We start from the raw sequence: 25898 nt of genomic DNA, 5'->3' as shown, positions 1-25898 counted from the left end.
GCGGCGGTTACGCCGGTGCTCTGTTTTTTTGCCTGTCTATTTTCCTTTTGCTGTCTACCTTCCTGAATTCAGTAAGCCTGTCACCATTCTGCTTAACGTCCCTTGATCCAGGAAAGGAGCTAGGCTAGCCAACAAATCCGGGCTGAGCTGATCCGCTTCGACTTCACCAAGCAACTTCTCAAGCTTCCTTCTGTCCAGAAAAGGAGCGAGGCCTGTGAGCCGATTTCCATCGACAGTACCGTCTGCCACCCGGTCAACTAGATTGCCTAACGTCTCTCTGCTAATAAAGGGGGCCAGCCCTTGAATGGAATGCCAGCTGGGGCTCTCCCCTCTGGCTTGTTGCACCAACAGGTCCAGCTGTTCCCGTTCCAGAAACGGGGCGATGCCGACAAGATTGTTCACCTCTCTGGAACCGTCTACTGATTGATCGACCAGCCGGCTTAAGGTGGTGCTGCTGACGAACGGGGCAAGTCCAGAAATGACATTCCAAGCTATTTCTTTCTGTTCAGCCTGACGAACCAGTTCATCCAATGTATCTCTTCCCAGGAACGGGGCCAGCCGCATAATTACCTCTAGCGTAAGGACGCTGCTGTCTATGCCCTCTGTAACCTTATTCAGGGCACTAGCTTTTACAAAAGGCGCTACCTCTACAAGCTCTTCCATCTCCAGCTTACCGGCATTGACCAGCTCTGTAACCTGGCCCGGCCTGTTCTCTGCAATCTCCTCTACGATCCGACCCAGATGCAGGTGCTCCCGATGTTCTGCGTGATCTCCTGCATTCAAAATGTCGTCTACGGTTAGGCCGAATAACCCCGCAACCTGCGGAAGTGTTCCAATATCCGGCAGCGAGTCGCCACGCTCCCATTTCGAGACCGCCTGATGACTTACATTCAGTTGATCGGCAAGCTCCAGCTGGGTCCAGTCCTGGTCTTTGCGAAGCCGCGAAATATAAGCCCCAATTCTACGTAAGTCGAGCATGATATCCCTCCGAGATTATAAAATGTACAGTGCACACTGTCGAAAACAGCATAGCATTTCAGCATGCACAATCCTATCAATCGCTGGTTGAACGGCTGCATCCCTTTTATTCAACTGCCGGTAGAATGTGCTTTTTAACATTAAATGGGTTGTATACTATTCCTTATTATTGTATATTTATTCAACCGGCAATTATTGCTGATTTCTCATTTACCGGGGGATACATCTATGCATTTTTTGAATATCAACCAGCTTACTTCAGAGCAGATTCTGGATATCTTTGAATTAACCGACCGGCTTCGTCTCCGAAAATCTGAACCATTACTCAAAGGCAAGACCATGATTCTCTTCTTCCCGGAGACCAGTCTGCGGACACGGGTCAGCTTCGAGAAAGGCATCAGCGATCTGGGCGGGGCCTGCATTACCTTTCCGCCGGAGACGCTCAACAAGAAAGAAGCGCCGGGTGATATCGTCCGCTACCTGGAGAACTGGGGGGATGGCATCATTGCCAGAATCCCGGATCTCTGCAAACTGGAGGAGCTGTCTGCACACGCCTCTGTTCCCGTTATTAATGCAATGACCGCACATAATCATCCCTGCGAGATTATGGCTGACCTGTATGCTCTGCGCACCCTCCGGGACAACTACCGGGAGCTGACCTACACCTTCGTGGGACCGCCCGGCAATATATCAAGAACCTGGCTGGAGGCGGCGCAAGCCCTGAATCTATCCTTCCATCATGTATGCACGCCAGGTCATGAGATGGCCAGCGGCAATCACCCGGGCTATACCTTTCATACAAGCCTGGATAGCGTGTTACCGGAGAGCGATGTGATTCTAACCGATTCATTGCCTAAGGATTTCCTGACCCCGGAGTATATCAGTACCTATCAGATTACACTGGACCGGATGAAGCAGACAAGACCCGGGGCGCTGCTGAACCCCTGTCCTCCCTTCTTCCGCAACGAGGAGGTCAGTGAAGAGGTAATTGCTTCGCCTTATTTTGCCGGATTCGGGTTCAAGAAAAGCCTGATCTATCTTCAGCAGGCCATCCTCATCTATTGCTTATCCCATTGATGCTGCCGGACCATGAGTCCCAGCCTGCCGGTTCATTTTCTCTTTCATGCAAGCCCTTTAGGGCTTAAGCTGTATATTTGAAACTGCCGATTCATCCGATATCTTATTAGAACAGGATTTGTTCGTATGTTTACCACATTGGCTGAAGGGGAGAATGACTATGAAGGCTTTACAATTACTATCCAGAAAAACAGGTGTCTTTCTGCTCGTGCTGCTACTGGCGACACTCGGTACAGTTGGGGGCGGCAGACAGTCACATACGGCAGCAGCGGCAGCTTCTGCGAAATCATATGTGTACTATGTCTCTGACGATGTTCTATACCGTGTGACCACAGATGGAAGTGAGACACAGAAGATCGTTGAGAATTATGACGGCAACGGATTAGATTCAACCGGCAAATATCTGTATTTTTACTATAATGACGGTATGGGAATTCAGCGGCTGTCCCTAAGTGATCCCGATGCTTTAATTACGAGCTTCCTCGGGGACCGGAATATCCTCTTTTACCTGTTCGAGGGTCCCTATCTGTACTTCCTGGATGATACAGGACACATCTACCGCACCTTGGCCGACGCTGACGATGATTCACAGCTTACTCTTATCGCAGACAATGCCGATGTGAATTTCCGGGCCTTCGACGTATCAGGCGGGCGGATCTACTATAATGCGCTGAAGAACAACACTACCTGGGTTGCTTCGAGGTCCCGCGACGGGAGTGGAGCCATTCAGTGGATTGCCAGCGGAGCGATTCAGAAGAGCAAATTTTATCATCCTTATGCTACAAGTATTAACCTTATGATTGACAACAAACCTGCCGAAACCGAGTATTCTCTGAACTCAATGGTGCTCTACACCCTCCCTCTAAGCGGTGGAGCTCCCAAAGCAGCCAATGCCAAAAACCCGCTTGAATCCAATGCCGCCACTGCCGGTAGCTGGTCCGATCATTATTTTCTGTTCAACAAAGGCATTAAAGTGGATGCCACCGGCGATGAGCTGGACTATAACACCGGCAAGGGCTTCCTGATGGATAAGAACGGAAAGATCCTGCAGCTCAGCCAGAACAGTGTGACCAGCATCAGCGAGATTGCTGTGAATAAGCTGGTATATGCAGATTCCAAAGGCAAAGCCTACATCAGCACGCTGGCCAACGGCAAAATCATCGCCTCCAAGGCGCTGCCGCTGACGAATGTTCAAGATATCAGAACGGTTAAGAACGGAACGGCGCTCACCACCGTATTGTTCACCGCAGCCGATGCTTACGTCCTGAATGCCGATTCATCCTTGACCAAAATGACGGGCGTTGAGTCCGATTACTCTGTAATTACAGACAATATTCCCGGCTTGTATTATATCAATGGTCTTGACAATGACTGCCTCTACCGGTACAGCAATGACGGCAAAACCAAAATCAAACTGTCCACTGGTCCGGTTAGCTACTTAGCACTGGTCTCCGCGAAGTAATATATATATAGAATAAGCCGGAATTTTCGATATCGGAAGTTTCGGCTTTTTTAAAAATATAAGAATTTATATGTTGCACACGATAAATTATCCTTCTATTTCTCGCTGAAACGGTACCTTCCTTATAAAAGGACGGTAATGCCGTTTCCACTTGGATGCGAATAGATAAAGTTCAGTTTATAACAGAGACTTGCCTATGAAAAGACTTCATTTCCGGTATACATTGGGAGTAGGCGTTATAGATAATTACAGAAAGCAGGCTGGCAATGAATATATCTATCAAGCTAACCGGACCGGATGAAGCCTATATCATCAAAAATATGTTACCGCTCTATCTGCATGATCTGTCGGGACATTACGGACTTGTGGAGGGGCATCTTCCTAACCGGCATGGTATCTTTGAGGATACGGACGAATACCGCACGCTGGCAGACCAGTACGAGGTCCAGAATATTTGGTGGGACAAGCCGGGCACTCTGTACTCTTTCCTAATTCAAGCTAATGCGATGCCGGCAGGCTTCGCCCGCATCGCCACCCCTCCCTACTGTGCACAGGGCGTTGATTATTTCGTGAGCGACTATTTTCTGCTGCAGCCCTTCAGAGGGACAGGAATCGCGGAACAGGCGGCGGTGCTGGTGTTTGAACAATTCCGGGGTGAATGGGAGCTGTTCACGAATCCGGCGGCGAAGAATATAACCGGACAGAAATTTTGGCGGAAGACCGTCTCCCGCTATACACAGGGCCTCTATTCCGAGCGGACCGGAGAGACTTTTGACGGCAATAAGCTTGCCTTCAGGTTTGATAACCGGGGATTACAACCGCTCTAACCCAACCGCCAAAAAGGCTGACCTGCCGAGCATACCGGCAGTCAGCCTCTTCCACATGCAAGGATTCACGGCAGGATTGGCAAGTTAATCTCCTTGGTATTCTTGCCTTCTCCGGTCTTCATAATCATGTTCATCGATTCCGGCTTATCCAGCAGATTGCTGCCGAAATAATGTTCAAATCCCTCATCGGTTCCAGTACCTGTCGGTGACCATATCTCGGTGGTTCCGTACTTGGCAGTCGACATAATTTCATTCCTGTGTACAGAGCCAGATATCTTTTGCCTGTTCTCCCATGTAATCTCAGACTCGTTTTTAATTTTGACTACAGTGCGGATCATCAAGGGAGAGAGCTCAACCTGCTCGAGCGTCACTTGAATCCCCTCCAGCATGAAATCCTCCCCCGGCCGGACAATGACTGTCTGCTGCTTTTTGAATTTCGGGTCAAGCTTGAAGCTGATCTTGAGTCTCGGGGAATAATGCACATCGGCTACATTGACACCCTTCGCCAGATCTTTCATTTTCCCTTTATCCATTGAGGAAATCTGGAAATCCGCTTCCAGCTGTTCCGGGAACGGCTTGCTCCGGTCCAGAAGGATGGCACCGCGCCCGTAAAAAATACGCTTATCATCGTGTCCATTGTTTTTAGCATGGGCGCCGATCCCACCCCCGTTCTCAAGATCATAGCCGGTTGCCGGATTCTTGATTCTCGCACTGTTAACACTATAGATCTCCTGTCCTTCCGCGACATTTGCTGTATACAAAAAGATGATTTTATTCTCATCCGCCGTTACTGCATTCAGGGTAATCCGGTAATCCCCGCTGGCTACGCTTTGATTAATTTCCTGGATATAGCCGTGCCGGATGGCCGTATCCAGTGTAGGTGCCTCTGAATCAGAAGAATAGAGCCGCTTGAACATTTCCAGCCCGCCCCAGTTCACTTCTCCGGCAGGTCCGGCAGCACGAGGTGCCGCATCATGAATGACCGGAATGAGGAACAGAATGATTGCGGCAACCGCGGCAGCGGCTAATCCGAGGAAGGAGCCTTTGGTGAGTCTGCCCTGCCAGCTTCTCCTGCGTCCGAGCTCGATTCCGGCTATAACAGCTTGTCTAATCTCATTGCCTCCGGCGTCCGCTCCGGCTTCCTTGTGTATACGTGCCGCATCCGTCAGCATCGCCTGCTCTTCCCTACTACTGTCCATCCCACTCACCCCGGTTCTTCATAATGGTCCTAAGCTGCTTCAGCCCTTTGTGCTGCCAGGTTTTGACGGTCCCCTCCGGCTTCTTAAGCAGCACCGCGATCTCGGCCAAGGTCATGTCGTTATAATATTTGAGCAGCAGCACATGGCGGTATTTCACCTTCACCTGCGAGAGCGCCCACTGCATTTCCATAGATTCGGTACTGTTATGAATGACGGCCTCCTGCATATGCTCTGCCGCTGTGGGAACCGCCTTCTTCCTTCTGCGTTGTTCGTCAATGCAGACATAGATTAGAATCCTGATCAGCCAGGATTTGAACGCGCCTGAGTCCTTAAGGGTCCTTCGCTTCATCCACGCCCGGCAAGTCGTCTCCTGCAACGCTTCCAGCGCGTCATTGCGGTTGCCCAGATAACTGTAGGCAATAGAATATAACTGGTCGCTGTGCTCCATCACCGCTTTGACGAAATCTGTCTCTTCAAACGGCACAGCGGCAGTGACCCGCTTCATCTCTGCGCCTGACATCGTCATCTCTCCCTCTCCTCTCCATCTTTTTTTACATGAATTAGACGGAGAGGTTGTGCAAACAGTTTTAGTCTGCGGCAATTATTTTATAATCCTCATGAACAAGTGGAAACGGCTTTGCCGTCCTTTTAAAGGACGGTACCGTTTCAGCGAGAAATAGAAGAATAATTTATAGCGTAAAACCTATAAATTCTTATATTTCAACAGAAAAGCCGCAATCCCCGTTGCCGGGAATATTGCGGCCTTTCTTGTTATATAGGAAACTATAGTTTCATGCTGCTGTGGAGAAGGTGTGTTGGACCAAATGTATGTGGAAAACAGCATACGTTGTGCTCCCAAGTAGGCACTCGGCCTGAATGTATGTGAAAAACAGCATACATTGTGTTCGCAAGCAGGCATATGGACCAAATGTATGTGAAAAACAGCATACGTTGTGCTCCCAAGCAGGCACTCGGCCTGAATGTATGCGGAAAACAGTATACATTGCACTGGTGCGAAGGTAATCCTATTCATCCGTTAGGATGACTTAGTTCTGTAGATTACTTCACTTCTCGATAGGACACACCTAGAGCACCCAATTCCCCTTACGGAACACCGGCTCGATCGTACCATCGGCCAGTTCCCCGTCAATATCAAGCGCATCGGAGCCGACCATGAAATCGACATGCGTGAGGCTGACATTGGCACCTCTGGACAGCAGCTCTTCGCTTGTCATGGAGGTACCCCCTTCTATATTAACCGGATAGGCGCTGCCCAGTGCGAAATGACAGGAGGCATTCTCGTCAATTCCGGTGTTATAGAATACTCTGTTCAGCCGGGAGATCGGCGAGTCATGCGGCACCAGCGCCACTTCTCCGAGGTATGAGGCTCCCTCATCCGTATCCAGCAAGGAAGTCAGGTGCTCGCGGCCGGATTCAGCGTCATACGCTGTAACCTTGCCGTTTGTGAAGGTAACAGTAATTCCGTCGACGAGCCGCCCGTTCAGGTTCAGCGGAAGCGTACTCTTGACCGTGCCATTTACGCCGGTGCGATGGGGCATCGTATAGATCTCTTCTGTAGGCATATTCGCTACAAAATAGACGCCGCGCGCATTCTCCCCACCGCCGCCGCGCCATAAATGGCCTTCCGGCAGCTCGACACGCAGATCTGTGCCCGGAGCGCGGTAATGCAGGCTTTTGTAGCGTTTGGCGTTCATACGGTCCTGGCTCTGCTTCAGCTCTCCGATATGGCTGCGCCACGCCGCAACCGGGTCCTCGCTATTCACACGGTTCATCTGGAACACCGCTTCCCACATCGCATCGATCCGTTCTTCCTCCGGCAGATCGGCGAACACCTTGTCCGCCCAGGCACGTGTCGGCGCCTTGATCAGCGACCAGCTGATTCTGCTGTTGCGGGTGTAGGCCTGGTACTTCTTGCGCGCAACCGCAGCCGCCTTAACGGCAGTGGAGACCTTGGCCGAATCGATCCCGCGGAATAATTCCGGGTCCGGCACCTTTATATGTAATATAGCCCCGCCTTCTTCAGCGAATCCCTCCAGCATATCGGCATGCCACTGCGGATAATACCCGAACGATTCCTCAGGAGCCTTCTCGTAACGGATGCGTGTGACCGCTTCATCGTCCCAGTCTACAAGCACGTATTTCGCTCCGGCGTCATAGGCCTTGCCTACAATCAGCCGGGTAAGCTCCGCGGTCTCCAGCGGGGCGTGAACCATCAGCACTTGTCCCGGCTGCACATTCACACCGACCTTGACTACCAGCTCTGCGTATTTCTCCAGCATCTGCTCAAAATCCTTCATTTCTTCTCTTCCTCCATATCTTCACTGTCTCTGTATAATTATAGCGGAAGACCGGGAAGATGGCACCTATCTATGCTCTATATACAACCGGAAGCTGAGCATAATGTAATCCCTCCGCTTCCGGCAGCGCTTCCGCTACTGCTTATCCACCTGAAGTAATTGAATGGTCTTCACATCATACGTATGGGCGATTTTCTCTTCCGCGATCACTTTCAGCTTCGTCAGGCTGGCAACCTTGGCCGGATCTGCCCGGGAGAGCAGCCGCCACAGTTCGGGGTCGGACAGGGTCTGATAGAGCTTGTCGTCATCATATTCCTTGCGGTTTTGAGTGACCAGCTTGACCTTGTAGCTGCCGAACACTGCCTCAGTCTGCCCCGCTTCATTGATATGGGCAAGAATCTCCTGCCGGAGTCCGGCCAGCTCCTTTTCCAGCTCCTTCTGCTTCGCCTTGAGCTTGTAATACTGTTGAACCTTCTTTTCCATATTGTCCTCACGCTCCTCTCCTAACATGTCTATGCAGGAAAGAACGGTTAGAATGATTAATTCTGTTGAGACGGTTTATGTTTAATTCTATAATGAAGTCGTTGTGACAAAATACTGACAGCAGGTGAACCCATGTTCCAGACTTATCTATTTCCGATTTCCTATGCATTCATGGCTTTTCCGGTTGCGGCGCTGTTCTTCACCTTGCCGCTGCTGATCGTGCAATACCGCCGGCACGGCTATATCAATAAAATCCGGGCCTTGGTGCTGTATTTGCTACTGCTGTACCTGCTTAACGCATTCTTCCTGGTCCTGCTTCCCTTGCCTGATTCCAGGCATAATGCAGCCCCCGCCGGGAGCATGCTCCAGTTCGTGCCGCTGCAGTTCATCCAGGATATTCTGCACAATACGCCAATTACGCGCAGCGACCCTTCCAGCTACCTTAATGTGCTGACCGGAGCGGATTTTCTGCTGGCGGCCTTCAATGTACTGCTGACCGTACCCTTCGGTATGTTCCTGGGCTACTACTTCCGCACGCGCTGGGTGGTCTGCATTATTCTGTCCTTTGCGCTGTCGCTGTTGTTCGAAATTACGCAAATTACAGGCATTTACGGGTTCTTCGACCACCCCTACCGGATCTTCGATGTCGATGACATGATCACGAATACGCTGGGCGGCATGATCGGATTCAAGCTCTCCCTATGGATCTCCGGCCTGCTGCCGAGGATTGAGAAGCTTGACAGCCAAGAGGACCTTTCCGCCAAAAGAGTGACCTACACCCGCCGCGCCCTTGCTTTCCTGCTGGATTCCATCCTGCTGCTCGCGGTGACCATTCTCCTCAATCTGCTCTCGTTGAGTATTTCGTTGTGGGCAGTTAGTATGGTCTATTTCCTGAGCATTCCTCTGCTCACAGGCGGGCGCACCTTCGGCAAATGGGTCGTGCGTATCCGGCTTAGGAGTGAAGACGGCGGCCCGGCCAGACCCTGGGGGGTATGGGCACGATATGGATTACTCTATGGCGTCTTAGGCGGAATGAATTCCCTGATGCCTGACTCCTCCTTCTTCGTCTCTATCGGCACAGCGCTGGCTGCTCTTGTGAAAATAGTCATCCTCTTGGCAGATTTGGCCTTCTTCATCCATCTGGTGCTGCGGCTGATTAAGCGTGACCGTCCACTCATCTATGAAGAGCTTAGCAGAACCCGCAATGTAATCAGCTGGCCGGAGCGGCATCAGGCAGCGGCCAGCGTGACCGGGGGCAGCACAACAAACAATGAATAGAGGTACAACATCCTTATGAATAATAACGACTTCACCCGTATATCCCCTGCTCCAAATGAGCAAGAGTGGTTAATAGAAGCAGACATCACCAGTATTCAGGAGCAAATGGCACAAGGTAACCTAACCTCCGAAGTGCTGGTAGGCTGGTATTTGAAAAGAATCAACCGGTTGGACGGTCTGCTCCGCTCCGTACTGGAGGTGAATCCAGAGGCTCTTGCGATTGCCGCGAGGCTCGACCAGGAACGAAGGGATCAGGGCAGCCGGGGACCGCTGCACGGTATTCCGGTCTTGGTCAAAGATAACATCGGCACAGCAGATCAGCTGCACACCAGTGCAGGAGCCTTGGCGCTTGCAGAGTGCATAGCAGCAGAAGACGCTGAGCTTATCACACGGCTGAGGACAGCCGGAGCAGTCATTCTGGGCAAAGCCAATATGACCGAATGGGCCAACTTCATGTCGCCGTCGATGTGGTCCGGATACAGCTCGCGCGGTGGCCTTGTACTTAATCCTTACGGCCCGGGGGAGCTGTTCATTGGCGGCTCCAGCTCGGGAAGTGCGGCGGCGGTTGCCGCTAACCTTGTCACGGTCGCCGTAGGCACGGAGACCTCCGGCTCCATCATCAGTCCGGCGGCCCATAACTCCCTGGTCGGCCTTAAGCCTACCTGGGGATTAGTGAGTAACAAAGGCATTATACCGGGAATCGGCAGCCAGGACAGCGCCGGTCCGATGGCCAGAACGGTCAAGGACGCTGCACTTCTGCTTAATGTATTAGCCGGGAGCGCCGACTCTTCTTCCTCAACTGTGCTGGATTATTCGGCAGGTCTGGAGCTTCATGCACTGGCAGGCAAGCGGATCGGAATCCCGCGATTCTATTATAAGGATCTGGATAATGAAGCATTAGATAAGATGGAATCTGCCATAGCGGACCTGAGAGAGCTGGGGGCAGTAATCATTGACCCCGTGGAGCTCCCCTATCAGGAGGCGGAATGGAAGGCTACGATTCTGCAATATGAATTCAAGCCTGGATTGAACCGCTATCTGGGAAGCCTGCCGGACTCCGCTGCTGTGCATTCTCTGCAGGAGCTGATAGATTTCAACCAGCAGCATGGCGAACAGGCGCTGAAATATGGCCAAGGAACACTGGAATGGCTGAACACCTCCGGGGATGATATTACAAAGCAGGAATACCTGAAGCAGCTGCATTATTCCCGTTCACTGGCCGGTAAGCAGGGAATCGATTATGCCCTGGAGCATTACGGTCTGGATGCGCTCCTGTTCCCCGGAGATCACGGATGTGAAGTAGCGGCAAGAGCGGGTTATCCGCTGATTACAGTTCCTGCCGGCTATACCTACTCGGGTATTGTTGCGCCAGGCGGCTATCTTACCAAGGGACCGCAGGGTATCACCTTCTGTGCTTCAGCACATAGTGAAGCTACGCTGCTAGGGATTGCTTATAGTTACGAGCAGGCTACGAAGCACCGGCGGTCCCCGGTGCTGGAGCCAGGCAGCTCGTCAGATTAACTGGTTAGCCTCCGCTCAGCCGCTGACACAATCACAAAAGGCGGTATCCCGAACTCCGGGATACCGCCTTTTGTATATCATATCTATACACTCTGTCTATGCTTCCGCCGTATCCGCCAGATGGAGGACCACCGGGCAATGATCGCTGCCTAGGACATTACATTCAATTCCGGCGTCCAGCAGACGCGGGGTCAAGCGCTCTGAAGCGAGAAAATAATCGATCCGCCAGCCCACATTCTTCTCTCTGACCTTAGGCATGTAGGACCACCAGCTGTAGGCACCCTCCAGCTCAGGATAGAACCATCTGAAGGTATCCACGAAGCCGGCTGCGAGCAGCGTGGTCATTTTGCCGCGTTCTTCGTCGGTGAAGCCTGAATTCCCCCGGTTCGATCTCGCATTCTTCAGGTCAATCTCCTGATGCGCCACATTCAGATCCCCGCATACGACAACCGGCTTATGCTCATCCAGCTTCAGCAAGTAGGCGCGGAACCGGTCCTCCCACTCCATCCGGTAGTCCAGCCTCGACAGATCGCGCTTGGCATTCGGCGTATACACATTCACCAGATAGAAATCAGGGAATTCCAGGGTGATAATCCGCCCCTCATCCTCCGTCTCCTGCTCCAGTCCATATCGTACGGATAGCGGCTTGATTCTAGTGAATACAGCCGTACCCGAATATCCTTTTTTGAGCGCATAATTCCAGTACCCGGCATATTCTTCCCCGTGGTCCAGAACAATCTGTCCCTCCTGGAGCTTCGTCTCCTGCACACAGAAGATATCTGCGTCAACCTCCCGGAAATACTCGCTAAACCCTTTATTCACACAAGCTCTCAGACCGTTCACATTCCAGGATACCAGCTTCATCGTTGTCATTTCCCCTTACCTGTCACTAGATTACATCCAGTGTACCATAGATCCGGGTTGTCTATTTGTCTATGAATCTGCTGGCATCCTATTGAAATGTGTGAATCTCCCATGGCATACGTTACAGCAATCATAGTTTTGCCGAATATACTATCCTATCACAAGGAAAAGGAGGACATTACAATGGCTATCCTATTACCGCAACAATTCTTCAATCTGCCGGCTTCCGTAGGTAAATCTTACTATGAAAATCTGGCAGGTGGCATCAACGCGGCTGTGACGGTAAACAACAATTCCGGGTTCCCCGTGGATCTCGTTATTTACCGCGTCAACGCTCCAGTGGTCACTTATCTGATCCCTGCATTTAACAGTCTCACTCTATCTGTTCATGCCCTGCTTGTCGCTGGACTTCTCAGCACAGCTGCCGGTGCAGTCTTCGGCACCATCGAAGTGGCAACCTCTGATTTCTAATCTAATGTAAGAGTATCCCCCTCATACTCTCTCATTAACATTCCCTTGTTAAGCATCTCCGGCTGGTAGACGGCCGGGGGTGCTTTTGCATGTTCAATAGAGAAGCAGCTGCTATCAGACTGTCTCTGATTCAGGCATAGGTCCGATATAAGTAGATTGTGGCCGGAAAATCCGGTTATGGGCTGACTGCTCCAGCAAATGGGCCGTCCAGCCGACAATTCTTCCCGCTGTGAATGTAGGCGTGAAGATCTCAGGCGCCAGCTCCAGCGCCTTCAGAATAGCCGCAGCATAGAACTCAACATTGGTGAACAGGCGGCGGCCCGGCTTATATTCCTCCAGAAGCGCTATCGCTGTAGCCTCCACATGAAGCGCAAGATCAAAGGAAGCATCCTTGCCGACCATCGTAAGGGTCGCAATCTGCAGGGCTTCCGCCCGCGGGTCCTTGGTCTTGTAGATCCGGTGCCCGAAGCCCATCAGCTTCTCCCCGGCCTCAAGCTTCTCTCTCAGCCAAGGCTCCGCGCGTTCCTTAGTCCCGATCTCCTCCAGCATCGATATCACTTCATACGGCGCGCCGCCATGCAGCGGACCCTTCATGGCCCCGATCGATCCGGCTACGGCCGCGCACATATCCGATTCCGTGGACAGCACCACCCGCCCGGCGAAGGTAGAGGCATTCATGCCATGCTCGATGCACAGGATCATATAGGCGCTAAGCGCCTTTACATGAGCCTCTTCAGGCAGCTTGCCTGTGAGCAGATAGAGATAATTCGCGGCATGACCAAGCTCAGGAAGCGATTTCAGCGGTGCCAAGCCTTGAAGACTACGGTACCTGTAAGCAATGATCACCGGAAGCATTGCCGTCAGCCGCACGGCTTGCTTCAGTGTGGGCGGCCAGGTAGCGTTCTCCTCATCCCCAAGCGCAGCCACTGCACTTTGTAATACCAGCATCAGCGGTACAGACGCCGGATACAGATCAAGCATCTTGCAGAGATATTCAGGAATCGCTCTCTCCGCTGCCATCTGCACCTTGAGCTGCGCCAGCTCCTCCGCATCAGGCAGATGTCCGTTCCAGAGCAAATAAGCAACTTCCTCATAGCTTTTGCTCACCGCAAGCTCCTTCGCCCAATACCCGCGGTACACCAGATACCCTTTCTCCCCATCTACCAATCCAATTGCTGTCTCTCCGGCAACTACGCCTTCTAATCCCGTTACTTTAGCCATTATATCTTTACCCCTTTTCCGGTCCCGCAGGAAGAAATTCATCATATTAGGAGTATAAACTGCAAAATCTATATTGCATATTTATAGTTTTTTATGAATCAATAAGAAAATTCTATCACCTGTATTACTTAGGTTCCATGAGCTGCTTCAGCTTGGCTTCTGTACCAGAGTCATCGGCTGGCGTGTAAATGCTACAGCGCAGATCCGCTGCACCTTGTACTTGTAGGGAGGTTAGATGGAACAGCATTTTGCCGGCTTTGGCATGCCGGAATTCCAGTACAACATCCGGCGCGGAGCTGACCCGGCTCTCTTCCCATAAATGATTGAAGTCCGGATGCCGCTCCTTCATCTCCGCAATGAATTCATCGTACCAGCGGTCCTCCAGGTATTGCCCGTAGTAGGCGCGGAAGATCGATAAGTATCCCCGGACGAACTGCTCCCAATTCACCGCCAGCCGCCTGAACTCCTTGCGCTCGAACAGCAGTGAGATCATATTACGCTGCTGCGGAGCCAGCTTGGCGAAATCAAGAAACACATGCGCCGCCGCCTCATTCCAGCCGACAATACCGCAGTGCCGGTCCGAGATGATTGTCGGGCAGGTCTTCAGCTCCTGCAAAATCTTCTGCAGGGACGGATGAATCACCGAAGGCTCCTCTTGGGTATAGTCTGCGACTCCCGGCCCGTTCTCCAGCGCCAGAGCGAACAAGTAACTCCGCTCATCCTTCGTCAGCTGCAATGCTGCGGCAATACAATCAAGAACGGATGGAGATACTTTAATATCCCGCCCTTGCTCCAGCCAGGTATACCAGGTGCTGCTTACTCCCGAGAGCTGCGCCACTTCCTCGCGCCGGAGCCCGGGCGTCCGCCTGCGGGTGCCCTCCGGGAGGCCCGCCGCTGCCGGGGTGATGGCCGCGCGTCTTGCTTTCAGGAATTCTGATAATGCTTGAAGCCTATTCTGATTGGACATCATGCTTCCTCCTGCCTTACAGTTCGTCTGTCTGTTAGTGTAGTAGTAATTATACTAGTATAATCTACAACTTGTAATAGGATAAGCAACATGAAAAAATAAGCTTATTCAGATTAACAGGAGGAATAGCAGATGGAACGTGTCGTGATTACAGGAATGGGTGTCATCTCCCCGCTTGGCAATACCGTGGACCAGTTCTGGAGCCGCCTTACGGCAGGAGAATCGGGGATTACGCCGATTGATTCTTTTGATACCACTCACTTCAAAACCAAGATTGCCGGCTCGGTACAGGCCTTCGACCCGGATGCCAGATTCGGCCGCAAGGAGGCCCGGCGGATGGACCGGTTCAGCCAGTTCGCGCTTGCTGCCGCAGAGGAAGCCTGGACGCATTCCGGTCTCCGGCTGGAGGAGCTGGACCGGGAACGGCTGGGCGTCTATGTAGGCTCCGGCGTAGGCGGTATCCAGACATTGATGGACCAGGGCGAACTGCTGCGTTCCCGGGGACCGGAGCGGGTAAGCCCTACCCTGATCCCGATGCTGATCTCCAATATGGCGGCAGCCATGATCAGCATCAAGCTGGGGGCGCAGGGGCCTACACTCTCGCCGGTGACTGCCTGTTCCATCGGGAATACGGCCATTGGCGAAGCCTTCCGCCTGATCCGTTACGGCGGGGCCGATGTAATCATCGCCGGAGGGGCGGAAGCGGCGGTGACCGAGATTGCCCTGGCCAGCTTCGGGAATGCGACTGCTTTGTCTACCCGGAACGGGGTGCCGCAGGGGGCCAGCCGGCCTTTTGACCGGAACAGGGACGGATTTGTTATTGCGGAGGGCGGAGCTATTGTGATCCTCGAATCCCTTTCCCATGCCCTGCGCAGAAATGCCGTCATCTATGGCGAGGTTACCGGATATGGCGCCAGCTCGGACGCTTATCATATGGTAGCCACCCATCCTGAGGGGATAGGAGCCTATCAGGCAATGAAGCTGGCACTCAGCGAGGCCGGAATTACACCTGGGGAAGTAGATGTCATCAGCGCGCACGCGACCAGCACAATCGTCGGAGACCGTTCGGAGACCCTGGCGATCAAGAAGCTGTTCGGAGAGCAGGCCTACCGGATTCCCGTCACGGCGAACAAATCGATGACCGGACATGCCCTCGGCGCAGCCGGCGGTCTGGAAGCTATTGCCCTGCTCAAAAGCCTGCAAGAAGGGCTCATCCCGCCGACGATTAATCTGGAGCAGCCGGATGAGTACTGCGACCTGGATTATGTCCCTAACGTAGCCCGCCAAGCGGAGCTGAAGATCGGGATCTCCAATTCCTTTGGCTTCGGCGGCCACAACGCTGTAATCGTTCTGCGCAAGTATGAAGCGTAATCGGAGCTAATTCCTATGTACAGCAAAGAGCGGATCGCCCATTCTAAGGGAGATCCGCTCTTTGTCATGGTTAAGGGTATGATGCCGGCTGTGACTTGACTGTTCACGGGATCAGCTTACTTTTTCTCCGGTGACATATGGCTTCCCCAGACTGCAACGCCTTCCGCGGAAAGTGCCGTGAAGGTCATTACCTCGCTTGAGGCCGCTTCATTCCACTCCCGCAGGAACACCCCGCTGTACTCCGAACCCTCTATCGTCAGCTTCGCCATATGATCCTTGCTCAAGGACCATGTGCCTGTTACTGCCCCGCTTATCGTACCGTCTGAGTTCAGCTCTACCAACTGCGACTCCGCCAGCTCAGCCGTAATCTCCTTGCCGTGGTTCACCAGCATGTAAGCACCCGTCACATCCTTGGCAGTGTACTTGCCTATCTTCTCGCCTCCGTAACGATGGGGTGCGACAACAGGCCAGCCTGCTTCATTCATGAACATCTGGTGAACCCGAACCTCATGCTGCTCCCCAAGACCCGGGAACCGGGTGTGGAAGATCAGATAATACTGCCCGCTTGTCTCATCATAGTACGCCGAATTATGTCCAGGGGAGACATAGCCTGTACCTGATCCGGCGGCTTCTTCAGCTGTATTCACAAATTGATAATTCCCCATCAGCTTCACGCCGTAAGGTGCGTAGGCCGGATCATCGAACAGCACTCCAGGCGTCCCCTGCGCATCCAGCATAGCCTTACCTTCCGAGTCCTCGAACGGGCCAGCCGGATGCTTGGAACGCGCTACACGGATATTATAGCCGCCATTCGCATCAAGCCCTCCGTAGGAGAGGAACAGATAGTAATAATCGGTCTCCGGGCTGTATAGCATATACGGCCCTTCAATCCGCGCATGATTCCCTCCGAGCAGCTTCTTGCCGTAGCCCTGGCCCTCCAGCGGGAAGCCCGTAGCCGGGTCCAGCTCCAGGATGAAGATGCCGCCCGAGTAGGAGCCGTAGACCATCCACAGCTTGCCGTCTTTATCAAAAAACACATCAGGGTCCACCACATTCGGCTTCTCCGTGGCATCGTACACCTCTCCATCATCCCCGATGCCGGACATTCCCGACTTCAGAATAATGCCTTTATTCTTGTAAGGACCTTCAATCTCATCGGCTACGGCAATACCCAGCGCCGACAGCGGGGAATCTCCCTTGCAGGCATCGTAATACATGTAGAACTTGCCGTCTGCCAACTGAATGACATCCGGTGCCCACAGCGTATCCGACTGGGCCCAGCTAAGCGTCTCGCTAAGCTCCTCCGTTACATTCGGTATCAGCACATTATCGTCCGTCACGCCGGAAGAAATCTGCGTCCACGACATCAGGTCCTTGGATTTGGCCGAGGCCAGATGCGAACCGAACACGTAATACGTATCCTCCACCTTAATCACAGAGGGATCGTGTACAGATACATTCCCGAACTCCGGCGGCCCCTCCGGATTCCCTCCACTGCATGCTGACAGTAGGGATAAGGATATCAACGCCGTTAAGGATCTTTTTCTCATCTCATCATAACCTCCCTATGTATACCCTTACATTTTGCTGCGCAAATGAGATTTAGTCAATACTTTTGTTTATATTAGTTAGTTTTATTTCATGTTTATGTGAAATATAATCCCCCATATAACAACAAAACGCCAGGCCTATTACGGCCTGACGCTGATCTAATCAAACTTAGTATTCGCTGCTGTTGCCGACAAGTACCGGCTCTGGATAGGCATTACTCAACACGCGGCGCTGCTTCTTCACGACATCCGGCGGCTCCACCGCTGGTGCCATCGGATGCATCAGCCAGGTCTTCACAAGATGGGAGTCCGATACCTTGTACATTGGCGGTTCCTTCTCCATGTCAATCGCCATTGCATACGTGCTGCGCAAGGCGAAAGCATCCCCCTTAGGCGGCTTGATCAAGTCGGGAGGTGTGCCCGGGATCGCTGTAAGCATCGAGCCTTTGCTCTCCAGACTTGGCATGGAAGCCAGCAGGCCCCAAGTGTACGGATGTCTTGGATCGTAGAAGATCTCTTCTGCGGTTCCCATTTCAACGATCTGTCCGGCATACATTACAGCTACACGGTCAGCCATTCTTGCCACAACCCCAAGGTCATGGGTGATGAAAATGATCGCTGTATCAATCTTCTTTTGCAGGTCCTTCATCAGATCAAGGATCTGTGCCTGAATCGTTACGTCAAGCGCGGTTGTCGGCTCATCGGCAATCAGGAGCTTAGGGTTAGCCGCCAGTGCCATAGCGATTACAACACGTTGGCGCATCCCGCCGCTGAATTCATGCGGATACTGCTGGAAACGGCGTTCCGGTGACGGAATACCTACCAGATTAAGCAATTCAACGCCACGTTTGTAGGCAGCTTCCTTTGTGATATTCTCGTGCTTGAACAGCACTTCCGTAATCTGCCGGCCAACCTTCATCATCGGGTTGAGTGAAGTCATCGGATCTTGGAAGATCATTCCGATTTCTTTGCCGCGGATTTTTTGCATCTGCTTCTCACTCTTGCCGATCAGATCTTGTCCATCGAACAGAATCTGTCCACGCTTATATTCGCCCGCAGGCTGAGGAACCAGCTTCATGACGGCTTGCGAGGTTACGCTCTTACCGGAACCGGATTCGCCAACAATCGCCAGTGTCTCCCCTTTATTTACATGAAAGCTGACACCACGGATTGCTTGAACTTCTCCTCCGCGTGTTCTGAATGATATAGCCAGGTCTTTTACCTCTAAAAGGCGCTCCATCCTGTCACCCTCTCTGTTTCTTTTCAAGTTATGATAGTGATTCCAAAAAACACGCAATACTATTATTTTATCTACCTTTAGGGGCTTACGTCAAGATTTTTCTGAAAACGTCACCGTCAAAAATCATCATTCTTCGCTATGCTTATGCCTTGTCCGCTTCTTCATCAATCCCCATACGAGCGGCGGTGTTAGAATCAACATGAGCAGCAGCGACCAGCCTATGTCAGCTTCACTGACAACACCCTCATGAAGCAGACGGTAAAAAGCATACAAGGAATACGGAAATATCACAAGCAATGCTGTCACAACACCTGGGGTATACAGCTTCAGAACCATACTTTGTGCCAAATGTGTGAAGACATGCAGCAGCAGCGCAGCGAGAACAGCTAAGTAGAGCCAGTAGAACTCTAAAAATACCGCAACAAAGGTTACCCCTACTATCAGAATATACACGAAGAGCACATCCATGGCAAAATTCCTCGTAGTCATGCCCATCATAGGTGCCATACGCTTCCGCAATGAGGGGGAAAGCGATGCGGTAACAGCCGGTCCATGTTTGTTCCCCCAAGACTCCACTGTAAGAATCTCTTCAAAATCATGAAACATAAAGACTACAGGCAGCAGCCACAGCAAGCTTATTACGTCCATATGTATTTGAAGCCAGTTCAACATCATAACATCCGTCCCTTTGCCGTGAAGGTTGTCATCCGGTATGTTCTCTGCTGTCACTGTCCTGCTTGCGGGGATAACACTCGATAAAGTAAATTATATCCTAGGACCACCAAGGAAAGCGAGGTAACACTAAAATGATCATAAAACCAAGAACCCGCGGGTTCATCTGCACGACTGCCCATCCGGCAGGCTGTGCGCAGCAGGTACAGGAGCAAGTGACCTATGTACTGAATCAAAAAAGGTTTACAGGTCCCCGCAATGTGCTCGTTATCGGCGCTTCAACTGGTTATGGGCTTGGCGCTAGAATTGCAGCAGCCTTCGGTGCTGGAGCAGCCACTGTAGGTGTCTATAGACCGAGTACAGCCAGCGAGACACGGACCGCTTCCGCAGGCTGGTATAATTCCGCAGCGTTTGAGGAGATGGCCCACACGGCGGGCCTGCGCTCTTATAGCGTGTGCGGGGACGCTTTTACCGCTGAGACAAAAGAACGGACCATCAAATTGATCCGCAGTGAGCTTGGACAGGTTGATCTGGTCATCTACAGTGTAGCCTCGGCGCGCAGAACAGACCCGCAGACCGGAGAAGTTTATCAATCTGTGTTGAAGCCGATCGGCAGCCCTTATACCAATACAACCGTTAATTTCCATACCGGAGAACTAAGCACCGTACAGATTGAACCGGCCACCGAAGCTGAAATCGATGCTACCGTTCATGTGATGGGCGGAGAAGACTGGCAGCTATGGATTGAAGCGCTCCGGGATTCCGGGGTTCTGGCAGCAGATGCGGTCACTCTCGCCTTTTCCTATGTAGGTCCAGAGCTTACACAGGCTGTCTACCGCGACGGGACCATCGGCCGGGCTAAAGACCATCTGGAAGCTACGGCCTTACAGCTGAATGCAGAATTATCACGAACTGGCGGCCGCGCCTATGTGGCAGTCAGTAAGGGTCTGGTGACCCAATCCAGCTCGGCGCTTCCTGTAGTCCCGCTATACATTTCAGTCCTCTACAAGGTCATGAAGGAACAGGGAGTGCACGAAGGCTGTATTGAGCAAGCCTACCGGCTGTATACCGGTTTCCTGTACAACCCTGAAGGGACTCCGGTAGATGCACAAGGGCGTATCCGGATAGATGACCATGAGATGAGCCACGCTGTGCAGACGGAAGTGGACCGGATCTGGCCCATGCTAAGCACGGAGAACGTCTACGAATATTCCGATCTGGCCGGTTACAGACGCGAGTTCTTCCAGCTGTTCGGCTTCGAATCCGGCGGCGTTGACTATGAAGCTGACATCAGCCCGGTTGTTGCCATCTGGAACAGCAGCTACTGATTGCTGACTGACATTCATCTGGTCTGTTGTACACAATCTCAAGAGGCCGGAATCTCAGAAGAGATCCGGCCTCTTGTGTATCCTATAGTACCAGAGCCGAGAACCGCTTCCAGGACTCAGCGAGATTGTCATGCGCCCAGTTCACATGATTCTCATCCTTGTACTGGCGCGAATAACATTCTATAAGCATGATAAGGTCCAGATACAGGTCATATAGCTGCTTACGCAGCCCTTCATTCCGGCTGGCAAAAGCCGACCCATACCCTTCATAGAACGCTGCCGAGCTCTCGAAATGCCGGAAATAATACTCCAGCAGCACATCGCCCCACATCGCCCGCTCCCAGTCAATGATGGATACGATTACCCCATCCCTTACAAAGATGTTGCCGTTCCACAGATCCCAGTGCACCAGGCGCGGCTGCGTCACTTCATCCAGAGCAGGCAGATACAGCTCCAGCACCTGTTCTATTTCCTGCTGTTCTGCGGGTAATCGTGCACCCAGTCTGACCGCATCCTGAAGCAGGTTCAGCAGCATAGACCGGAAGGTCTCCCTCCAGGTGAGCCCGCTCCCGTCAGACTCTTTGCCGAACAGCCCAAAGGCTGGCCCTTCAATCGCATTGATTCTCCGCTGATACTGACCCAGCTCGTATTCAATGGAATACCGCTGTTCCTCGGTGAGACTCTCCTTCACCTCGTTATACGGCTGCCCTTCAATCTTCTCCATGAAAAAATACGGACACGGAACCAGCTGCAGACTGTCGTCATAGCTGTACACTTCCGGCACAGGCACACCGCCAGCAGCACGTACCAGCCGGAGAGCCTCCACCTCAGCACGCATGATATCCTTCTCGTAGCTAAGAGTCTCTGTCTCCGGGTCCGGAGCCACCTTAAGAATGACGGAGCGGCCGTCGCTAAGCTCCAGGTCATAAGCCGTATTGAAGAATCCGGCAGTCAACTCCCTGCTGCTGGCGATCTGCACATCTGTCCCAAAGGCTGCGGCAGTCAAGAGACTAAGCTGCCAGTCGTTCAATTGGACTTTAGTGAAGCTCTCCACCGGTTAGACCCACCACATCTCAGACAGCGGCTCTTCGATCAGCACCTGCTTGAGATTGTCAACCGCTTTGGAGAAGCCCTCTTCAATGGACATCAGGCCGTCTTCATGCTCAATGCTGACTACAAAGTCGTAGCCTACCAGACGCAGTGCGCTCATCATATCTGCCCAGACCTTGACATCGTGTCCGTAGCCTACGGAACGGAACTGCCAGGCGCGGTCCAGCATATTCGTATAGGACTGCATGTCCGTCAGGCCATGCTTGTTGACGTTCACCGGATCAATAACGGTATCCTTCGCGTGGAAGTGATGAATTGCACCTTCACGGCCGAGAATATGAATGGCCTGTACCGGATCAATTCCCTGCCACCACATATGGCTCGGGTCAAGGTTCGCCCCTATGGCATCCCCGGCAGCTTCTCTTAATCTCAGCAGGGTAGCCGGAGTGTGTACCGAGAAGCCTCCGTGCAGCTCAAGACCAATCTTCACATCATGTGCAGTGGCGAAGGCCGCCTGCTCTGTCCAATAAGGAATGACCTTGTTCTCCCACTGCCAGGCCAGAATCTCCTGGTAATCATTCGGCCATGGGGCAACCGGCCAGTTCGGATATTTCGCGCCTTCATGATCGCCCGGACAGCCGGAGAAGGTATTCACAACCTTGACGCCCAGCTTCTGTGCAAGCTTCACGGTGTCTACAAATACTTCGTGATCCTTGTCTGCCAGCTCCTTCTGCGGGTGCAGCGGGTTGCCGTGGCAGCTTAGCGCGCTGATGATCAAGCCACGGGATTCAATCGCGTGCTTGAATTCCTGAAGGGCCGCTTCATTCTCCAGCAGCTCTTTGGGATTGCAGTGGCTGTTTCCAGGGTACCCTCCGGTACCGATCTCAACAGCCTTTAGTCCTTTGGAGACCACATAATCCAGTGCATCCTCCAGCTTGCGGCCGCCGAACAACACCATAAATACTCCAAGTTTCATTTGCAGATTCCACCTCTCCTAAGGTTGTATTGAAGCCTGCTTAAGCTCCGTAGATATCGAAATTCTTAACCGTCTCGTTACGCTCTGCTGCTTCAAAGATCGCCTCAATCAGTCTTAGCACACGAAGCACCTCAGCATTCTTGACAATCGGCTCCGCCGTGCCTTCGATGACAGCGGCCAGATTATCATAGAAGCTGGAGGTCATCTCTAATGCCGCAGGCAGATCTTCAAGGACGGTCGAGCCTTCTGAAGGCGGGGCCATCGTCTTGGTCAAACCGACACCTGCGCGGATAGGTGTGGGTTCAATCTTTTCCGATTCGTGGTTAGGGGCTACAATTCTGCCTCTCAGCGACCAGTCTTCAATAATAGCGGTTCCCCCGGTGCCCTTCACATACCATCTTGGCATCGTGATGAAATTGGTCGTCCCTACCTCGACGATGGCTCTGATGCCGTTCTCGAACTGCAGCACCGCATCGAATCCGTCATCCACGTTATTGCCGAGGATAAAGCTCAGACTGCTGCTGACACTGCTCACCTTGCTGTCAATCATGAACAACAGCTGATCCAGCAGATGCACGCCCCAGTCCAGCAGCATCCCGCCGCCTTGCTCCTTCACATGACGCCAGTCGCCGGGAATTCCGTTGGCACCATGCACCCGGGATTCAATCTGAAAGAGTGATCCAATCGTCCCCCGCTCATACATCTCCCTGATTACGCGGAAGTCCTCATCCCAGCGTCTGTTCTGGTGCACCATCAGCACCCGTCCGGCCGCCTCCGCAGCAGCCTGCATCTCGATGAATTCAGCCGAGGACATGGCCACCGGCTTCTCACAGACTACATGCTTGCCCGCCTGAAAAGCCTGAAGGGCAATGTCCTTGTGTACATCATTCGGTGTAGCAATCAGAACAATGTCCACAGCCGGATCTGCCAGCAATTCTTCATAGCTGGAATACGCGGTGTAGCCTGCTTCCTCAGCCAAGGTGCGCCGCTCTGCCAGCAGATCGAAGGCTCCGGTCACTACCACCCGGTCACTCTCTTTGATTAATTGGGTATGGTAGCTTCCCATTCCGCCGTAACCAACGATGGCTACAGTATGTTTGATTGAACTCATGGATTCCACTCCTGTTTGTCTAATAGTCGCGTGAACCGGAAGAGGCTCTTAGTTGTCAGAACTTCCGTCGAAATATACGGCGCGTCCGGTACGTGCTGATTCATACACTGCTTCAAGAATCTGGGTAACTACGAAGGCCTGCTCCGGCAGAACCACCGGGTCCTTGTCTTCTCTTACGGCTTCCAGCCATAGACGGGCTTCACGGTCTGCTTCATTCTCTGCAGCTCCGCTGTAGAAGGCGACACCACCGGAGGACAGGTCCACCTTGGTCTCATACAGGCGGCCGGCACGTTCGCCATTCAGACGCAGCCCGTCCTTCATATCCGCACCGCCTTCCGTTCCGGCAAGCATGGTCTTGGCTTCACCGAATTCAGATACGTTCAGCGCCCAGCTGGATTCAAGTACAATTGTAGCACCGTTCTCCATTGTAATGAAGCCGAAGGCGGAATCTTCAACCTTGAATTGCTCAGGGTCCCACGGACCGAAGGCATTCGCCGCGTTCTTCTTCTGGCCCAGCTTATGGAAAGTGGAGCCTACTACCATACGCGGCTTATAGTTATTCATCAGCCAGAGTGTCAGATCCAGCGCATGGGTACCGATATCAATCAGCGGTCCTCCGCCCTGCTTCTCTTCATCCAGGAACACGCCCCAGGTTGGAACCGCGCGGCGGCGAAGCGCAATTGCCTTACCGTAATAGATATCGCCGAGTTCCCCTTCTTCACACAGCCCCTTCAGATATTCGCTGTCTGCGCGGAAACGGTTCTGATAGGCGATGGACAATTTCTTGCCAGTACGCTTGGCAGCATCCAGCATTTCCTTAGCCTGTGCAGTGGTCTTGGCCATCGGCTTCTCACACAATACATGATTGCCGGCTTCCAGCGCAGCAACCGTAATCTCGGAATGGCTGTCATTCGGCGTGCAGACATGCACGATATCGAATCCGCCCGTTGCCAGCAGCTCACGGAAATCGGTAAATACGGCAGCGCCTTCCGAGCCGTAAGTCTTGGCAGCCTCCTGGGCACGTTCTTCCACGATATCACAGAATGCGACCATTTCGGCATCCTCCTGACGGGCAAGGCTTGGCATATGTTTGCCGTTTGCGATACCACCGCAACCGATAATAGCAATTTTGAGTTTGTTAGACATGAATACTTCCTCCTTGATTCTCATATGTTTTGATCCAGTTCAAGCTGTCAGCGACACTACCAAGCGGCGAGCGGCTGCAGAAGTCCTGCTCGACCACTGCCCATTCCACACCAGCCTTAGCTGCTGCTTCAATGATCGCAGCCAGATCCACTTCACCTTCGCCGAGTACTACAGTCTCCGGTGAGCCGTCTTCTTTCTTCTTCAGATCCTTGAGGTGGATGATCGGCAGGCGGCCTGCATACTTACGGATATATTCTGCCGGATCATATCCGCCGTAATACACCCAGCATGTATCCATCTCCACTTGAAGCTGCTCAGCAGGCACCGCTTCGAACAGATAATCAAAGGCCGGCTGGCCGTCAACCTTCTCCGTGAATTCAAAATCATGATTATGATAAGACAGAACAGCACCGGCAGCCTTGCATTTCTCGCCGATGGTCCGCAGACCCGCGGCTACCTCCGGCCAGTTCCGTTGTTCTTCTGTCAGATAAGGCACGATCAGATTGCGGTTGCCGATCTCCAGATTGAAGGTGATCTCCTGCTCCGTATCATTCAGCATCGCATCGTACGGACGGTGTGCTCCGACAGCAACAAGCCCTGTCTCTTCAAGCAACGCCTTCACCTGCCCGGCCGTACGGCCGAAATAGTGGAAGAACTCCACACCGCTGTAGCCCAGCTCGGCTACCTTACGTATAGTTCCCTCGAAATCCTGTTCCAGTTCTTCTCTCAGCGTGTACAGCTGCAGTCCAACCTTAAGCATTGTTATTCCCACTCCTTATATGATCCGG

24 protein-coding genes are annotated in these 25898 nt (G+C 52.6%); 8 read left to right on the top strand and 16 right to left on the bottom strand.

Annotated features, from left to right (window positions below; translation table 11 throughout):
• Nucleotides 1-54: 54 nt before the first annotated feature.
• On the bottom strand, nucleotides 55-978 hold the full coding sequence (locus J2Z70_RS12815; RefSeq protein WP_209873346.1) for a helix-turn-helix domain-containing protein: 924 nt from the start codon (nucleotides 976-978) through the stop codon (nucleotides 55-57).
• 228 nt (nucleotides 979-1206) lie between these two features.
• Here J2Z70_RS12815 and J2Z70_RS12810 point away from each other — a divergent pair, with 228 nt between their 5' ends.
• The 3 genes from J2Z70_RS12810 to J2Z70_RS12800 all read left to right on the top strand — a co-directional run bounded on the left by J2Z70_RS12810 (nucleotide 1207) and on the right by J2Z70_RS12800 (nucleotide 4344).
• A complete protein-coding gene (locus J2Z70_RS12810; protein WP_209873344.1) occupies nucleotides 1207-2055 on the top strand; it encodes an ornithine carbamoyltransferase in 849 nt (282 codons plus the stop codon).
• Between the two features lie 160 nt (nucleotides 2056-2215).
• Complete coding sequence (locus J2Z70_RS12805) at nucleotides 2216-3517, top strand: DUF5050 domain-containing protein (RefSeq protein WP_209873341.1); 1302 nt, start codon at nucleotides 2216-2218, stop codon at nucleotides 3515-3517.
• A gap of 266 nt (nucleotides 3518-3783) precedes the next feature.
• Complete coding sequence (locus J2Z70_RS12800; RefSeq protein ID WP_209873338.1) at nucleotides 3784-4344, top strand: hypothetical protein; 561 nt, start codon at nucleotides 3784-3786, stop codon at nucleotides 4342-4344.
• Nucleotides 4345-4409: 65 nt separating this feature from the next.
• Here J2Z70_RS12800 and J2Z70_RS12795 read toward each other — a convergent pair whose 3' ends face one another.
• The 4 genes from J2Z70_RS12795 to J2Z70_RS12780 form a co-directional block, all read right to left on the bottom strand.
• The gene (locus J2Z70_RS12795; RefSeq protein WP_209873335.1) at nucleotides 4410-5543 is read right to left on the bottom strand and encodes a DUF4179 domain-containing protein; all 1134 of its coding nucleotides are present in this window, start codon (nucleotides 5541-5543) and stop codon (nucleotides 4410-4412) included.
• Nucleotides 5533-6069, bottom strand: coding sequence for a sigma-70 family RNA polymerase sigma factor (locus J2Z70_RS12790; protein ID WP_209873332.1), 537 nt, complete (start codon nucleotides 6067-6069; stop codon nucleotides 5533-5535). The genes J2Z70_RS12795 and J2Z70_RS12790 overlap by 11 nt, the downstream gene beginning before the upstream one ends.
• 559 nt (nucleotides 6070-6628) lie before the next feature.
• Nucleotides 6629-7861 carry an aminopeptidase gene (locus tag J2Z70_RS12785; RefSeq protein WP_036729096.1) on the bottom strand — a complete coding sequence of 411 codons (1233 nt, stop codon included), beginning with the start codon at nucleotides 7859-7861 and terminating at the stop codon, nucleotides 6629-6631.
• A gap of 135 nt (nucleotides 7862-7996) precedes the next feature.
• Nucleotides 7997-8344, bottom strand: a complete 348-nt coding sequence (locus J2Z70_RS12780; protein WP_209873329.1) for a hypothetical protein — start codon at nucleotides 8342-8344, stop codon at nucleotides 7997-7999.
• 132 nt (nucleotides 8345-8476) lie between these two features.
• Between J2Z70_RS12780 and J2Z70_RS12775 the strand changes: the two genes are divergently transcribed.
• A complete protein-coding gene (locus tag J2Z70_RS12775) occupies nucleotides 8477-9622 on the top strand; it encodes a VanZ family protein (RefSeq protein WP_209873326.1) in 1146 nt (381 codons plus the stop codon).
• Nucleotides 9623-9637: 15 nt separating this feature from the next.
• The gene (locus J2Z70_RS12770) at nucleotides 9638-11143 is read left to right on the top strand and encodes an amidase family protein (protein ID WP_209873324.1); all 1506 of its coding nucleotides are present in this window, start codon (nucleotides 9638-9640) and stop codon (nucleotides 11141-11143) included.
• A 96-nt stretch (nucleotides 11144-11239) separates the two neighbouring features.
• Here the strand turns inward: J2Z70_RS12770 and J2Z70_RS12765 are convergent, their stop codons facing one another.
• The gene (locus tag J2Z70_RS12765; RefSeq protein WP_209873321.1) at nucleotides 11240-12007 is read right to left on the bottom strand and encodes an exodeoxyribonuclease III; all 768 of its coding nucleotides are present in this window, start codon (nucleotides 12005-12007) and stop codon (nucleotides 11240-11242) included.
• A 183-nt stretch (nucleotides 12008-12190) separates the two neighbouring features.
• Here J2Z70_RS12765 and J2Z70_RS12760 point away from each other — a divergent pair, with 183 nt between their 5' ends.
• Nucleotides 12191-12478, top strand: coding sequence for a hypothetical protein (locus J2Z70_RS12760; protein WP_036694360.1), 288 nt, complete (start codon nucleotides 12191-12193; stop codon nucleotides 12476-12478).
• A 114-nt stretch (nucleotides 12479-12592) separates the two neighbouring features.
• Here J2Z70_RS12760 and J2Z70_RS12755 read toward each other — a convergent pair whose 3' ends face one another.
• Nucleotides 12593-13699, bottom strand: coding sequence for a citrate synthase/methylcitrate synthase (locus J2Z70_RS12755; protein WP_209873318.1), 1107 nt, complete (start codon nucleotides 13697-13699; stop codon nucleotides 12593-12595).
• Nucleotides 13700-13823: 124 nt separating this feature from the next.
• Nucleotides 13824-14666, bottom strand: coding sequence for a helix-turn-helix transcriptional regulator (locus tag J2Z70_RS12750; protein ID WP_209873315.1), 843 nt, complete (start codon nucleotides 14664-14666; stop codon nucleotides 13824-13826).
• A gap of 132 nt (nucleotides 14667-14798) precedes the next feature.
• Between J2Z70_RS12750 and fabF the strand changes: the two genes are divergently transcribed.
• Nucleotides 14799-16037: a beta-ketoacyl-ACP synthase II gene (fabF, locus tag J2Z70_RS12745; RefSeq protein WP_209873312.1), complete on the top strand. Its 1239-nt coding sequence runs from the start codon at nucleotides 14799-14801 to the stop codon at nucleotides 16035-16037.
• Between the two features lie 116 nt (nucleotides 16038-16153).
• Here fabF and abnB read toward each other — a convergent pair whose 3' ends face one another.
• From abnB to J2Z70_RS12730, 3 genes are all read right to left on the bottom strand, one after another.
• Nucleotides 16154-17587: an arabinan endo-1,5-alpha-L-arabinosidase AbnB gene (gene abnB, locus J2Z70_RS12740; protein ID WP_209873308.1), complete on the bottom strand. Its 1434-nt coding sequence runs from the start codon at nucleotides 17585-17587 to the stop codon at nucleotides 16154-16156.
• Nucleotides 17588-17756: 169 nt separating this feature from the next.
• Nucleotides 17757-18827: an ABC transporter ATP-binding protein gene (locus J2Z70_RS12735; RefSeq protein ID WP_209873305.1), complete on the bottom strand. Its 1071-nt coding sequence runs from the start codon at nucleotides 18825-18827 to the stop codon at nucleotides 17757-17759.
• A gap of 126 nt (nucleotides 18828-18953) precedes the next feature.
• On the bottom strand, nucleotides 18954-19475 hold the full coding sequence (locus tag J2Z70_RS12730) for an HXXEE domain-containing protein (RefSeq protein ID WP_209873302.1): 522 nt from the start codon (nucleotides 19473-19475) through the stop codon (nucleotides 18954-18956).
• A 158-nt stretch (nucleotides 19476-19633) separates the two neighbouring features.
• Here J2Z70_RS12730 and fabV point away from each other — a divergent pair, with 158 nt between their 5' ends.
• Nucleotides 19634-20827 carry an enoyl-ACP reductase FabV gene (gene fabV / locus J2Z70_RS12725; RefSeq protein WP_209873299.1) on the top strand — a complete coding sequence of 398 codons (1194 nt, stop codon included), beginning with the start codon at nucleotides 19634-19636 and terminating at the stop codon, nucleotides 20825-20827.
• Between the two features lie 82 nt (nucleotides 20828-20909).
• Here the strand turns inward: fabV and J2Z70_RS12720 are convergent, their stop codons facing one another.
• The 5 genes from J2Z70_RS12720 to J2Z70_RS12700 are packed head-to-tail and all read right to left on the bottom strand — an operon-like array spanning nucleotide 20910 to nucleotide 25870.
• Nucleotides 20910-21881 carry a phosphotransferase family protein gene (locus tag J2Z70_RS12720; RefSeq protein ID WP_209873295.1) on the bottom strand — a complete coding sequence of 324 codons (972 nt, stop codon included), beginning with the start codon at nucleotides 21879-21881 and terminating at the stop codon, nucleotides 20910-20912.
• A gap of 3 nt (nucleotides 21882-21884) precedes the next feature.
• A complete protein-coding gene (locus J2Z70_RS12715) occupies nucleotides 21885-22853 on the bottom strand; it encodes a sugar phosphate isomerase/epimerase family protein (protein ID WP_036729128.1) in 969 nt (322 codons plus the stop codon).
• A gap of 40 nt (nucleotides 22854-22893) precedes the next feature.
• A complete protein-coding gene (locus J2Z70_RS12710; RefSeq protein WP_209873293.1) occupies nucleotides 22894-23964 on the bottom strand; it encodes a Gfo/Idh/MocA family protein in 1071 nt (356 codons plus the stop codon).
• A 48-nt stretch (nucleotides 23965-24012) separates the two neighbouring features.
• Nucleotides 24013-25110: a Gfo/Idh/MocA family protein gene (locus J2Z70_RS12705; protein ID WP_036729132.1), complete on the bottom strand. Its 1098-nt coding sequence runs from the start codon at nucleotides 25108-25110 to the stop codon at nucleotides 24013-24015.
• Nucleotides 25103-25870, bottom strand: coding sequence for a sugar phosphate isomerase/epimerase family protein (locus tag J2Z70_RS12700; protein WP_209873290.1), 768 nt, complete (start codon nucleotides 25868-25870; stop codon nucleotides 25103-25105). The genes J2Z70_RS12705 and J2Z70_RS12700 overlap by 8 nt, the downstream gene beginning before the upstream one ends.
• Nucleotides 25871-25898 lie beyond the last annotated feature (28 nt).

The organism is Paenibacillus silagei (genome assembly GCF_017874735.1).
Taxonomy (GTDB): Bacteria; Bacillota; Bacilli; order Paenibacillales; family Paenibacillaceae; genus Paenibacillus_AQ; species Paenibacillus_AQ silagei.
Note: the sequence above shows the minus strand (reverse complement) of the source record. Positions and strands in the feature narration are given on the sequence as shown.